The organism is Sporosarcina ureae, assembly GCF_002101375.1.
In the GTDB taxonomy this organism is placed as follows: Bacteria; Bacillota; Bacilli; order Bacillales_A; family Planococcaceae; genus Sporosarcina; species Sporosarcina ureae_B.
This window is the reverse complement of record NZ_CP015207.1, coordinates 3,183,059-3,196,535: the sequence shown is the minus strand read 5'-3', so window position 1 is coordinate 3,196,535 and position 13,477 is coordinate 3,183,059. Positions and strand designations below refer to the sequence as shown.

Genomic DNA, 13,477 nt, shown 5'->3' with positions numbered 1-13,477 from the left:
GAGAAAGACAAATGTCTAGCAAAAAGTATACGATTGTCGATCAGGATACATGTATAGCTTGCGGGGCCTGCGGGGCTGCTGCGCCAGATATCTATGATTATGACGATGAGGGAATTGCATTTGTTATTTTAGATGATAACACGGGAAACACTGAAGTTCCAGAAGAACTGATGGAGGATCTCGAGGATGCATATGATGGCTGCCCTACCGATTCAATTAAAATTGCAGATGAAGCCTTCGAAGGCGATCCATTAAAATATGAAGATTGATTCAATCCCAACAACACTTCCTACTACTGGATGTGTTGTTTTTTTGCTTTAAATCAATTTTGCACTTTGCCGATGAGGGACTCATGCCGCGCAAACCGTAAAGCGTCCCCAGCTGGCGTTTCAATCCCCTCATTCTCACTAGCTAATTCTCTATATACAGTAAAAACGCCAGTCTTCCTATTATTCAGGAAGACCGGCGTTTATTTGATTAGAACGATAACTTCTTTTGTTGCTGGAGAATCCACTTCTCCATGCTTCTATATAACATCAACGTGATGGCTAATAGCATGACACCCTTTATCAAGTTGAATGGTAAGATTCCCAATATAATCATTTGATAAAGCGAGTCGCCTGTAACTGCTGGCATGCCTAGGAAATATGTGTACATCGGCAAGAACACTAAGTAATTCAATACGCTCATACCTACTGCCATTGCTACCGTACCTGCGATCAAACCTGATGCAAGACCTTTAGCTGAACGATACTTCGTAAAAATCCAGTAGATTGGCATTATGAATAATACGCCTGTCACGAAGTTTGCAACTTCACCTACCGGTACTCCAGTCGGGCTTCCTGATAAGAACCAGTGCATGACGTTCTTCAATAACTCTACGCCTATACCAGCAACAGGTCCCATCGTCATGATTGCCATAACAGCTGGGATCTCACTAAAATCGATCTTTAAAAATCCAGGCATTGCCGGAATCGGAAAGTTAAACTGCATTAACACAGTTGAAATACTTCCCAAAATCGCCACCAAAATCAGCTTACGTAACTTCTTGTTATTCACTTGTTCCTCTCTCCTTTTGCGATTCACTTCAAAAGAGGAAAGGCTGGCTCATCTATTTGTTGCGCTAAAAATCCCTAAAGTAAAATATACTTTAGGGAGAATAAAATGCACTGTTAAGAACAGATAAATCATACAAACTTATCCGTCAGGAAACAAGCACCACTTTTGCGTACACAAAAAGATGGCTGCACCTTCACCTTCTCCCATCCAGACTATACTGTCGGCTCTGGAATCTCACCAGAATCAGCTGTTAAGCTCGCGGGCTAAAAAGTAGTATTCTACTTCATTTCCGCCGGTCGGGAATTACACCCTGCCCCGAAGATGAATCAATATTTAGTTATGAACCTATTATAACGTAAAAAAACTGTTTTGTAAACTTCACAAGTTTACAAAACAGAATTATTCGTTAATTAAATACTTTGGATTTGCACCAATCGGTTTTTCCAATGGCTGAGTGAAATCAAATTCCATCCATTGTGCTTGAGCAACTTGGTCGAATTCTACAAATTTATCAAAACTTGCCGCTGTCATCAAGATCCCTTCTATCAATTGCATGGCCTCTTGACGTTGCATCTTTTCTAAATCAAGTACTTCAGTGAATTTCACTTTAACAATGTCTTTTTCTACTTTGACCGTGAAGTCAATTCCTTTAGGAACCACAGTTGAATATATGTCATTCGGTGACTTTTTCATATCATGTAATGCTTGCTCCACCGTATTAGAAGTTTTACCAAAATTAGTAGAGAGTACTGCTTCTCCATCTGATTTCACGTATCGATAGTATGCTTGATGCGATACGGTACCTGACAAGGCGATCGGTCTTTCCACTTGACCTACTTGATCAAATGTAATTGCAGAAGCATCTTCTTGTAGCAACACGATTTCATCATATCCTTGAAACGTATCTTGTAGGGACAAATTTAACATCTCAAGTGTCGCACTCGAAGTGTCATAGGAATGATCTGCAGCAAACTTCAATTGAACTTGTTTTCCTATTGAAGAAATTATCGCTTTATATGGATGATACTCTGTAAATCCAAGCGCCTCTTCATCTATTTTATTCGCATACTCATTATAAAGTGTCACTGCATCCCGTGCGGTCTCTAAGTCTCCACTAAGGCGTTCATTCGGTATCAGAAACGTTACTGGAACAACGGTCGCCTGATCGGTAGCAAGGCCGATGTGAAACGCTGTGTGATCTAAGACATCGGTAGGATAGGCAGCGTATGAGGGCGGCATTGAAACCTGTCTTGTAAACATGGATGTATCATTTGTTTCATGCGATTGCAATTCTTCTCCATTCTCCACCTTAACAGCATCAGCAGATTCTTCTGTCGTCGCTTTATCCATCGATACTTCATTACTTTGCTGAAAAAATGTCGGCAAGATGATGGCGAGCAATAAAATCGCTGCAACAGTTGCAATAAGTGGAGACCATTTTGTTTTGAAAGGTCTTTTGTTAGGCTCGTTCGGTTCAGAAAGTCTTGAATCATTTTTTAACCGTTGCATAACCTCATCTTTGGAACGCTGATCTTCTACGATCGGCATGTCACGTAAACGTTTCTCGAGATCATCTTCATTCCATTTATCTTTGCTCATGTCATCACCCCTCTCTGACCGAACGTGCTTCCAATTTCACTTTTAACGCTTTGATTGCACGGTGTTGTGTCGTTTTCACTTTGCTTTCGGTCCAGCCTAAAACTTCAGCTGTTTCAGCAACTGATAGATCTTGGAAGAACCGCATGAGGATGACCATTTTCTGATCACCCGTACATGTGTGCAACGCTTCAAGCATTTGCCTCTGCTCTTCGCCCGCTTCAACTAAACGTTCGGGCAAGTGATTTGTTGAAATTAATTGCTCTGTTTCCCAATCGAAATGAATATTTGTATGTTTCTTGATTGTGGATTGTTTTCGAAAATAGTCAATAGAGACGTTTTTCGCAATTGCAAATAACCAAGTTTTCTCAGAGCTCTTCCCTTCAAAACGGCCGTATGATTTGAGAACACGCACATAAACCTCGTGCATCAAATCTTCCGCTACCTCTCGATTGCGAGTCAAATAAGTGAGGAAGTTGAATACGTCACGGTTATAATCTTCATATAATCGTTGAAAAACGGAATCATCCATTCAATCCCCTCGCTCTGTAGTAGTAGTCGTTTCAGTCCAGGAGAAGTTTCATTTGTTTAGTGCATCAAGTGGAAGAGAACAAATAAAGATTGTACCTTTCTCATCTCCACGTGTCGCTAAAATCGAACCGTCATGTGCTTGCATAATATTCTTTGCAATAGCCAAACCAAGTCCTGTACCGCCTTTACCTCTTGTTCTTGCTTTATCCGCCTTATAGAAACGTTCAAAGACGAACGGCAAATCTTTTTCGGGAATACCAACGCCAGTATCAGCTACTGTAATATCAAGCATTTCAGTAGACCGGTAGACCGATAGCGTCACAGCACCACCGTCCGGAGTATGACGAATAGCATTATCAATCAAATTAGTGAATACTTGCTCCAGCCGGTCTTCATCGGCCGTTATGATCAGAGTATCCGACTCTTCTGTTTCCAAAGACAAGTCCACTTTGGCGTCTTTTGCCACTTGTGAGAACTTTGTCACTATACGTTCCAAAAATTCCACAATTGAAAGGGGATTTTTATTAAGTTGAATGTAACCAGACTCCATTCTAGCAAGATTCAACAAGTCCGTGACGAGACGGCTCATACGCTTGGATTCATCATGAATAATCTGGACCATTTCCATACGTTCCTCTTCACTGCTCACTACATCATCTATGATGGCTTCACTATATCCTTGCAACATCGAAATGGGTGTTCGCAATTCATGTGATACGTTGGCAATGAAATCTGAACGTAATTTATCCAATTTATGCTGTTCCGTCATATCACGAAATACCGCTACCGCTCCACGGATACTATTTTCACTGTATAACGGGCTGATAGAGATCACATAAAACTGTCCGCCCAATTCCAACTCGTCTTCCACTTCCTCAGCGAATGAAATGGCATGCTCAAGCATATGGAACACTTCTTTAGGCAACGGATGATGATTTTTTTGATTATAACCATACCATTTCTTCAACAATAACTCTGCTTGCGGGTTTTTCAGAAGAATGGAATAATCTTGGTTAAACGTCACAACTGCATCTGTCATAGATGTAAGAATACTGGAAAGCTGTTCTTTCTCCTGCTTAATCAATTCAATGTTATATTTCAATTGACGTCCCATCTGATTGAAAGCTGTTGCTAACTGACCAATTTCATCTTTTTGCGCAACAGGTAAGTGTGTATCGAAATTTCCTTTAGACAACTCAAACGCAGCTTGCTTCATCTTACGCAATGGCAATGTAATCCGTGTAGACAAGAAAAATGCAAAGAACGTAGTCAATATAAATGCGATGAATGCCGATAAGAAAACAATATTGGTTGTACTTTTCGTCGTACGGTGCACAGCATCGAGACTTTGATACATGAGTACACTCGCTTGTTCACCACTAACTTGTTCGAATGGATAAGATAAAATCAAAAATTGCTCCATGACGTCTTTCTCTGTCAATGAAGGCAATATCATTTCTTTCATTTTTTGCTTACCTAGTTCTGGCGACTCGAATAAACTGCCTTCGGACAGTAATTTATCTTCAATTTCCTCTTTACTCGAAGACGTATGGAATGAATACAAAATATCACCTTGTTGATCAACTACGATTGCATTCGTCTCCATATCAAGAATATCCTCTATAATCTGGTGCATGGAATCGGTCGTTTGTCCGTTATGATCATTGACGATTTTGCTGATGGTGGCAGCTTCCCTCTGCAAGGTCTCTTCTGCTTGTTTCGTATGGAAATTATCTAGAAACTCGAGCAGGAACAGTGTCACGATAAACAGGACAAAGGAAACGAGAAGCAATATGGTGGCCCATAGCTTCCCGACAATTGAATTCCATATTCTAATCATTCGTTTGGAACCTCGAACTTATAACCGACACCCCAAACGGTGACAATCATTTTCGCTGCCCGTTCTGACACACGGCTCAATTTTTCACGTAGCCGTTTGACATGTGTATCCACTGTACGCAAATCTCCAAAGAATTCGTAATGCCATACTTCTTTTAACAATTGTTCACGATCGAATACTTTATCTGGTGATTTCGCCAGGAAATATAGTAACTCATATTCTTTCGGTGTTAGATTGACTTCTTTACCTTCAGCAGTTACACGATGCGCATCATGATCAATCGTCAGCTGTGGGAAGACTACTAAATCTTTTGATGTTGTGTTAGACGACACGTTCGGGAATGCAACTGAACGTCTCAGCATAGCTTTAACGCGTAAGACTACTTCTCTTGGGCTGAATGGCTTGACGATGTAATCATCTGCACCACTTTCAAACCCGCTTACACGGTCTGCTTCTTCACCTTTCGCTGTCAATAAAATAACAGGTGTCATAATTTTATTTTCACGCAGTTCAGCTAATACTTCCATACCATCTTTTTCAGGCATCATCACGTCGAGCAATATACAGTCATATTGTCCAGCAAACACTTTCTCTAATGCATCTGCTCCATCGACCGCTTCTTCAATTTCATAACCTTCTCGAGATAAATACATATTCAACAGGCGACGAATGCGATCCTCGTCATCCACCACTAAGAGCTTCACAGTTTCTTCCACAGTTCATTACCCCTTTCGACAACCTTCTAACACCATTGTACAATTACTGACCTATAAAAAGAAATAAAAAGACTGCATGACAATTATTGTCATGCAGTCGAAGATTATGCGTATGAGTGTAAACCTGCAATAATTAAATTTACGGCAATTAAGTTGAACATGATGATAACAAATCCGATGACAGCAAGCCATGCAGACTTTTTACCTTCCCAACCTCTTGATAGACGCAAGTGAAGGAATGCAGCATAGAACAACCATGTAATGAGTGCCCACACTTCTTTCGGATCCCAACCCCAGAATCGCGACCAGGCTTCATGTGCCCAAATCATGGCGAAAATCAACGCGCCGAGCGTAAAGACCGGGAAACCAATCAATACAGCACGATAGCCGATTTCATCCATCAGTTGAGAATTCGCCTTCTTCGCCAACGGTTGGAATACTGCGGCAAGAGGTTTGCGTGCGATCAAGCGTAAAAGTAGATAAAGCACTGAACCTACAGCTATAGACCAAACAAGAGAAGACATTTTTTGGGCATTGATAATCGGTGGCAATTCAACCCAAGGTGTCATTTTATCTGGTGTCATCGCTTCATACTCATTCATTCCGAATAACGGAGGAACGTGATACGTAATTTCAGCAGGTACTTCATCTTTATTTATATATGTGAATTCTGCTTCATAGTCCATTACTTTAAATGTCGTAGAAGATACGACAAAACCAAGAACTAGAACTAGCGTATACATAACTGTTTCTATCCAAAAGCGTGATTTCGATTTTTTCGTCATATCAATATTCTTTACTAAGAATACAAGCCCCGCTATCGCACTGATCGCAAGTATGGATTCACCAATAACCGTCGTGATTACGTGAATGAATAACCATTTACTTTGAAGTGCAGGAATTAGTGGAGTAACGTCCGTTGGAAACATCGTTGCGTATGAAATAATAATAATCGCAATGGGCAACGCGAATAATCCCAGTGATGGTGTTCGGTAAATAATATACAACATGATGAATGCCCCTACGAGCATCATGCCGAAAGCAGTTGTAAACTCGAACATATTACTAAGGGGTGCGTGACCTGATGCACCCCATCTTGTAAAGAAATAGCCTAGGTGAGTAAGGAAACCGATGATCGTAATAACTAGACCAATTGTTCCCCACTTACTATTATGATACGCTTTTTCTGATTTCGACTTTTTTATAGCGCCTCCAAAAAAGAGTGTCGCTACTAAATAAGCAACAAATGAAACTAACAATAAGTTACTACTAATGGTAATTAAGTCCATATTTCCTCGTCCCCTTCCTGTTCTGGCTTGTCCAACTCAGGATCCTGACGATCTATATAAGCAGGCAAGTCTGCAGTTTCACGTAATGTATCCAGCTCTTTACGTAAAGAGAACCAGTTTTTATTCGTGTGTGCTGCAATCAATAGATGACCTTCTGTATCTTCTTGGATCCATACTCTACGATGTTGCCAGTACATACCTTGAATAACACCAATCATAAATACTAGGCCACCGAGTAAGAGGATATATAAAGTTTTATCTTTGCGGATCGTTAAACCTGAAATGTTTCGAGTCTCGGCAGCTGCGAACTTAATCGCATAGTCGTTCTCTTCCACTTCCAACGTTTGACGAATTGCAACGAAACTCTTTTCACCTTTTGGCTTATCCGGTGTGTTCATTTGAAAAATGAACGCTGGATTATTTGGAACAGGTGACTTTGAATAGGGTTCCCCGTCTTTAATCCCATCATAATCCGGATAAAAACCGAGCATATTGACAGTAGAGCCATTCCCCAGATCATATTCCTTCTCTGGGTCACTTAAATTCACCGTAAATTCTCCAAGAGATTCTTCAGAAGATTTATTTACCAAATGGAATGTCATGTTTTTAAGCTCGTTTAGTTTATAATCCATCTGGAATACATTATATCCATCAAACTTTAATGGCTTGTTAACATTGATGGAGTAATCCTCCACTTTTTTAAGACTTTCACTACCAGGTAGTGCTCCTTCTTCTTGCTTATACAATGTAACGTCTGTTGTATAGGATTTGGCGATCGCGCCATTTTTCTCCAACGCCTCACCGAAAACTTCTTCTGCTTCTTCTTTTGTATAATTCTCTAAAGTGAACTTTTTATTTTCAAGTACATAACCTGGTGCTCCGACGATATTACGTGTTTCTCCTTCACGAAGCCACATCGCTTCGTCAACATAAAAACCAGGAATCCCTCTCAGCAGAATGCCCGAAATGAAAATAATTAATCCGACGTGGTTAATATATGGGCCCCAACGTGAAAATCGATGTTTTTCAGCTAAAATTGCGCCATTTTCTGTTTTCACATTGTAGCGCATTGCTTTTAGTTTTTCTGCCGCTTTTACAAGTGACTCTTCTGTATGTTGAACATCACCTTCTCCAAAAATCCGCTGACGCTTCATAAAGGATGGATGACGACGTGTACGTTGCTTTTTAAGTGATTTATAAAGCGGAACTACACGGTCAATACTTGCAATAATAATAGAAGTTGCAAGCATACCGACCAGCACTTTAAACCACCAGCTATTATACATATCATATAAGCCTAGCTCATAATAAAGCTTTCCTACCGTACCATACAGACGCTCATAGTATTCCAAATAGCCTTCCGGCGTAGTGGCAGGTACATAGAACTTCTGTGGAAATATGGTTCCGATTGCTGACGCGATTAATACCGCCGCAATAATACTGACACCAATCTTAACACTGGAGAAGAAGTTCCAAATTTTATCGACAATGGAACTCTTATAGGTTTGGGATCTTCTAGAAGATCCTTCGTAGCGCATATCTACAATATCACTTTTCTTTGCTTTTTCAGATAAGGGACGACCACACTTCTCACAAAGCTCTGTACCATAAGGATTTTCATGCCCACATTGGCATTTGATTTTGCTCATTGAGTAACAATCTCCTTACTTTGGTTGAATGCTTTCTAAATACTCGTAAATTTGTTGCTCTGTCATTCCCTGTTTAATGACTTTCGTAATCTTTCCTTCTGGATTGATGAGGAAAGTTGTAGGTAATGGTTTAATATTATACAAATCCATAACGGTTTTGTTTTTATCCCATAACATCGGGAATGACAGGTTCATGTCATCTCTAAAAAGTTCTATTTTCACTTTTGGTTCTCCTACGTTAACAGTAAGGATATGAACACCTTTTGCTTCAAAGTCTTTATAGAGATCCTCCATGTGAGGCATTTCCTTTTTACAAGGTGGACACCACGTGCCCCAGAAATTCAAGAATACGCCTTGTCCTTTGTAATCTGATAACCGATGTTCATTTCCTTCTAAATCTACAAGCTCGAAATCAGGCGCCATATCTCCTTCAGCCAAGACTTTCACTTTATCATTTGAAGTAATCGCGTAGATAATAATTGCTGCTAATATTACTAGAAGGGCTGCTCTGCTAATTAGCCTAATAGTCTTTTTGTTTTTCTTTTTGGCCAATCATGTAACCTCCTGTCTTATTTATGCTCCAACTGCTATTATACCAAAACATAAAATCAGTTGACTCGGCACTAGTGATAGGTTTGTGAACTTTTGACACTTCCTCAGCCGATCTTTCCTGTTTCTGCTAAGACGCGTAGTTGTTTCAATTCATGTCTCGTTAATTCACGCGCTTCTCCGGCATTCAATCCGCGTGTCGTTAAGTTAGCAAACTCTTCACGCTTCAGTTTTTGTACGGGACAATTAATTGCATCAAACATTCTTCGCACTTGACGGTTACGTCCTTCATGGATTGTGATCTCGACAATTGCAGAATTCGTTTTTTTATCCGAGCTTGTCATTTTCACCCGTGCAGGGGCAGTACTCCCGTCATCTAGTTCAATTCCTGTCTCCAATTTCTTGAGATCATCGCGGGAAGGGATGCCTTTTACTTTAGCCACATATTTCTTTTTAATTTCAAATTTTGGATGCGTCATCAAATACGAGAAATCTCCGTCGTTCGTCATCAGCAATACGCCTGATGTATCGTAGTCCAGTCTACCAACTGGGAATATTCTCTGGCTGATTTCGGGTACTAAATCCATTACGGTTTTACGACCTTTTTCATCATCTACTGTTGAGATATAACCGCGTGGCTTATAAAGCAGATAATAGACAGGTGTTTCTTTGGTCAATTGAACGCCTTCCACTTCAATTGTGTCCATTCTGCTAACTTTTGTGCCAAGTTCCGTTATGACTTTACCATTCACTTTAACTAAACCGTCCAATATTAGTTTTTCTGACTTTCTTCTTGATGCTACGCCGGCTTGTGCCAATACCTTTTGTAATCTTTCCATGGGTTCCTCCTTGATGTTACATACTGAAAAAATTATGTCACACTTTGGGACAAATGAAAAGAAGACTGACCTATGTTGGGCAATCTTCGAAATAGTATGTTTTCTATTCACTTTTCGGTCTCGATATCTACTGCTACTGTCTTAATGGGGTCTGTACCTAAATAAATAGACCAATAGCCCTTTTTTTGTTGTTCATCTGCTTGTGGAATCTGTAACACATTGGACAACATTTTTTTCTCTTCTTTCGTTACGAGTAATTTAACAGATTGATCCAACTTCGCGATCATATGAGGAAATACTTGATACTTCCCTTTTTTCACTGCTGTATACGATTGATATTCAGAAAAAACTTGTTGTGATAACTGTTTATGGACTTGCCAATCATCTCCATTATTTAACGTAACGACTATGACAGACTTTCCATCCTTTTCAAAATAGGTAGCCAGTGTTCGGCCAGCAGCTTTTGTGAAACCTGTTTTACCTGCAACAGCAGTAGGTTCAGATAACACTAGGCGATGTTTGTTTTGCCAACTATTTTTACCATGTTCCGTTTCGAAAGGATAGTTTTTTGTAGATGCTATTTTACGGAATTCTGGATTCTTCATGGCAAAATACAACATTTTAGCTGTGTCATACGCAGAAGATAGATGATGCTCGCCGTGTAAACCCGATGGATTCATAAAATGCGTCTGTTCCAAGCCGTGACTTTGCGCCACTTCATTCATCAGATAGACGAACCCTTCAAGTGAGCCACCCGCATGTTCAGCGAGCGCCTGCGCTGCGTCATTACCTGATCGAAGCATTAAGCCATATAATAAATCTTTCGTCTTCATCACTTGACCCGTTTCGAGATAAATGGATGACCCTTCTGCCATAGCGGCTTGTGAGGAGATGACCGTTTCTTGCTCACTGGGCTTTAACTCCAAAAAGGTATAAGCCGTCCACATTTTAGTCAAACTTGCGATGGGTAGTGGTTCATGTTCATTTGATCCCATCAACAACCTACCATTCTCTCCATCTATCACTGCAAAAGACGAACCTGCTGCCTGACTACTTGCAGGATTCATCAATAACCCGACTATCAGTAGAACGATGACCGAAATCTTTCTCAAGCATCATGTCCTCCTTCTTCTGTAATGGAAAATGCTTCTTGGAATTTTGTCATGAATAAATCTGTTTCCTCCGATGCTTCTTGTTCTTCGTCAAGTGACAGTGGCGGCATATCATCGAGCGATGCCAGTCCAAAACGATCTAGGAAGAAAGTTGTCGTACCATATAAAATAGGTCGACCCGGTCCATCCATGCGCCCCACTTCCTCTACGAAGCCTTTGCCTGCCAATGAAGACAATGCACGCTCAGATTTGACACCACGCAAATCATCAATTTCTACGCGCGTTACAGGTTGCTTATATGCAATGATGGCAAGCACCTCGAGCGCGGCTTGTGTAAACGTAGACGGTTTTGGATCTTCTAACATTCTTTTAATATCATCTGCCCATTCACTCTTCGTCATTAAGCGGAAACTCCCGCCATAACTTTTTAGCGTGATGCCACGTGTGTCGTCTTCTTCATATGCCTCTTGTAACGAATTCAGTACTTGTTCTGCTTTTTGTTCTTCGCACTGTAACAATGCGGCTAACTGTCCAAGAGTTAATCCTTCTTCACCTGCAACAAATAAAAAACTTTCCGTCATCCCGACCAAACGGGTTTCGATATCCATTCTTATCATCCCTTCACATCAACGAGATTCGTAATTCTTCAAAATTATTACTCTGTCGTACTTTGACTTCTTGTAATTTCATCAGTTCGAGCAATGATAAAAATGTTAATACGAGCTCAGGTACAGTCGTCGTTTCAAACAGTGCATGGAAATCACATTCTCCACCATATAGTTCCAACTTACTCATGATCGAAGACATCTTATCACCGACAGATTGCTCGGACTTTGTTATACTCGCTGTTAGAGGCAGCTTTAGCTTCTTTCTGTGCAGCATTTTTTGAAATGCACCAATCAAGTCAAAAACATTCAATTGATCTTCCGTCTCAGTTACAATCGGTTCACCATAATCCGTTAAGTCTTCAGGCTCTTTGGTGAAATGCTCATCACGATAGGCTGCTGACTCACGAAGTGAGTTGGCTGCTTCTTTAAACTTCCGGTATTCCATTAAACGGGCTATCAATTCTTCACGCGGATCTTCCTCATAACCGAATTCTTCGATGAACGCTTCTTCTTCATTGACCGGTAACAGCATTTTGCTTTTCACTTCAAGCAACGTCGCTGCCAGTACAAGGTATTCACTTAATTCATCCAAACGAAGAACACGCATGGCATGCAAATGTTCTATGTACTGCTGTGTTAGCTCCGCCATGGGGATGTCATAAATATCAATTTCGAGCCGATTGATCAAATGCAACAACAGATCAAGTGGTCCTTCGAAGACTTCGAGTTTTACACTATAACTCATTTTTACCAACCTACCTAACCAGAAAGGAATGATTTGGATGCACCCTTACTACCATCCACTTTTTCTACAGTTTATTGTTTATTTCAATGACAATCAAGACTATTTCGAATGCCACGAAGTACTGGAGGAATATTGGAAAGAACAAGAGAACTTTTCAAAAGACCATCCGCTAACAGGCTATATTCTTATGGCTACTGGATTATATCATTGGCGCAGGGGTAATACAGCAGGTGCTTCACGTACTTTAAATAAGGCCATCACACGCTTCCGTGAGATGCCTGTACAATTTGATGACTATCTTGAAGAGGTGTCTATTGATGAAATCATCATGCAGCTAGAGCATTGTCTTACACGCATTGAATTAGGTGAAGATTTCTATACATTTCAGCTTCCAATCTCTTCAGAGTTAGAAGTTGAAGCAGAGAAATCTAAGCCTCTGATTGTATTACTACCTAAAAACAGCGCGTCTGTTATTCATAAGCATATGCAACGAGACAGGTCAGATATTCTTTTACAACGTGAAGAAAAGAAGAAGGGCAGCCGTTAAAGATCTGCGCCTTCTTCTTTTCTTAAACAACTTTGTATAAATGGCTCTGTAAAGTCAGTACTTTTACAGCCATATCCTGGATAGATCTCCTGCAATTCCTTCACCATCTTAAATGCAATTCCTTCTCCACGAAAAGATGGATTGACTGAAATATGCTGAACAGTGTACATCTTGTCATTGTCGTTGACTTCTACCCCTATTAATCCGATGTAATCTTCTGCTTCTTTGTAAAGAAATAGCTGCCACTGTTCATCACATAGATATTGCTGAACAGTCTCTTGCAATTTGCATAACATCTTCTCACTAGGGATATAAGATAAAAAGCCCATAGCAATTTTCTCTTGTGCCTTCTTAAAACGAATTAGATTCAATAGTAACCCCTTCTTTTCAGAAATCC

At 40.3% G+C, this 13,477-nt stretch carries 15 protein-coding genes and 1 riboswitch; of the genes, 2 read left to right on the top strand and 13 right to left on the bottom strand.

The window, feature by feature from the left end:
- The first annotated feature begins 11 nt into the window (after positions 1 to 11).
- Positions 12 to 269, top strand: coding sequence for a ferredoxin (locus SporoP8_RS15605; protein WP_029053065.1), 258 nt, complete (start codon positions 12 to 14; stop codon positions 267 to 269).
- 208 nt (positions 270 to 477) lie between these two features.
- Here the strand turns inward: SporoP8_RS15605 and SporoP8_RS15600 are convergent, their stop codons facing one another.
- The 12 genes from SporoP8_RS15600 to SporoP8_RS15545 all read right to left on the bottom strand — a co-directional run bounded on the left by SporoP8_RS15600 (position 478) and on the right by SporoP8_RS15545 (position 12,533).
- Entirely contained in the window at positions 478 to 1,059 is a 582-nt protein-coding gene (locus SporoP8_RS15600) for an ECF transporter S component (protein WP_085133369.1), read from the bottom strand.
- 191 nt (positions 1,060 to 1,250) lie between these two features.
- Positions 1,251 to 1,386: riboswitch (FMN riboswitch) on the bottom strand.
- A 72-nt stretch (positions 1,387 to 1,458) separates the two neighbouring features.
- A complete protein-coding gene (locus SporoP8_RS15595) occupies positions 1,459 to 2,658 on the bottom strand; it encodes a GerMN domain-containing protein (protein WP_085133368.1) in 1,200 nt (399 codons plus the stop codon).
- A gap of 4 nt (positions 2,659 to 2,662) precedes the next feature.
- Positions 2,663 to 3,187: an RNA polymerase sigma factor SigX gene (locus tag SporoP8_RS15590; RefSeq protein WP_085133367.1), complete on the bottom strand. Its 525-nt coding sequence runs from the start codon at positions 3,185 to 3,187 to the stop codon at positions 2,663 to 2,665.
- A gap of 48 nt (positions 3,188 to 3,235) precedes the next feature.
- A complete protein-coding gene (locus SporoP8_RS15585; protein ID WP_085133366.1) occupies positions 3,236 to 5,026 on the bottom strand; it encodes an ATP-binding protein in 1,791 nt (596 codons plus the stop codon).
- On the bottom strand, positions 5,023 to 5,742 hold the full coding sequence (locus SporoP8_RS15580; protein WP_085133365.1) for a response regulator transcription factor: 720 nt from the start codon (positions 5,740 to 5,742) through the stop codon (positions 5,023 to 5,025). The genes SporoP8_RS15585 and SporoP8_RS15580 overlap by 4 nt, the downstream gene beginning before the upstream one ends.
- 104 nt (positions 5,743 to 5,846) lie before the next feature.
- Positions 5,847 to 7,031, bottom strand: a complete 1,185-nt coding sequence (gene ccsB, locus SporoP8_RS15575) for a c-type cytochrome biogenesis protein CcsB (protein ID WP_085133364.1) — start codon at positions 7,029 to 7,031, stop codon at positions 5,847 to 5,849.
- The gene (resB, locus tag SporoP8_RS15570) at positions 7,022 to 8,680 is read right to left on the bottom strand and encodes a cytochrome c biogenesis protein ResB (RefSeq protein ID WP_085133363.1); all 1,659 of its coding nucleotides are present in this window, start codon (positions 8,678 to 8,680) and stop codon (positions 7,022 to 7,024) included. Before resB ends, ccsB begins: the two co-directional genes overlap by 10 nt.
- Positions 8,681 to 8,695: 15 nt before the next feature.
- Positions 8,696 to 9,232, bottom strand: a complete 537-nt coding sequence (resA, locus tag SporoP8_RS15565) for a thiol-disulfide oxidoreductase ResA (RefSeq protein WP_085133362.1) — start codon at positions 9,230 to 9,232, stop codon at positions 8,696 to 8,698.
- 104 nt (positions 9,233 to 9,336) lie between these two features.
- Positions 9,337 to 10,068, bottom strand: coding sequence for a pseudouridine synthase (locus SporoP8_RS15560; protein ID WP_085133361.1), 732 nt, complete (start codon positions 10,066 to 10,068; stop codon positions 9,337 to 9,339).
- Between the two features lie 107 nt (positions 10,069 to 10,175).
- Positions 10,176 to 11,180 (bottom strand): D-alanyl-D-alanine carboxypeptidase family protein, encoded by a 1,005-nt coding sequence (locus tag SporoP8_RS15555; protein WP_085133360.1) that lies wholly within the window; start codon positions 11,178 to 11,180, stop codon positions 10,176 to 10,178.
- Positions 11,177 to 11,788, bottom strand: a complete 612-nt coding sequence (gene scpB, locus SporoP8_RS15550) for an SMC-Scp complex subunit ScpB (RefSeq protein ID WP_085133359.1) — start codon at positions 11,786 to 11,788, stop codon at positions 11,177 to 11,179. Before scpB ends, SporoP8_RS15555 begins: the two co-directional genes overlap by 4 nt.
- 13 nt (positions 11,789 to 11,801) lie before the next feature.
- On the bottom strand, positions 11,802 to 12,533 hold the full coding sequence (locus SporoP8_RS15545; RefSeq protein ID WP_085133358.1) for a segregation/condensation protein A: 732 nt from the start codon (positions 12,531 to 12,533) through the stop codon (positions 11,802 to 11,804).
- A gap of 37 nt (positions 12,534 to 12,570) precedes the next feature.
- Here SporoP8_RS15545 and SporoP8_RS15540 point away from each other — a divergent pair, with 37 nt between their 5' ends.
- Positions 12,571 to 13,080, top strand: a complete 510-nt coding sequence (locus tag SporoP8_RS15540) for a DUF309 domain-containing protein (RefSeq protein ID WP_085133357.1) — start codon at positions 12,571 to 12,573, stop codon at positions 13,078 to 13,080.
- Here SporoP8_RS15540 and SporoP8_RS15535 read toward each other — a convergent pair.
- Positions 13,077 to 13,451, bottom strand: a complete 375-nt coding sequence (locus SporoP8_RS15535; protein WP_085133356.1) for a GNAT family N-acetyltransferase — start codon at positions 13,449 to 13,451, stop codon at positions 13,077 to 13,079. The genes SporoP8_RS15540 and SporoP8_RS15535 overlap by 4 nt on opposite strands.
- Positions 13,452 to 13,477: the final 26 nt, after the last annotated feature.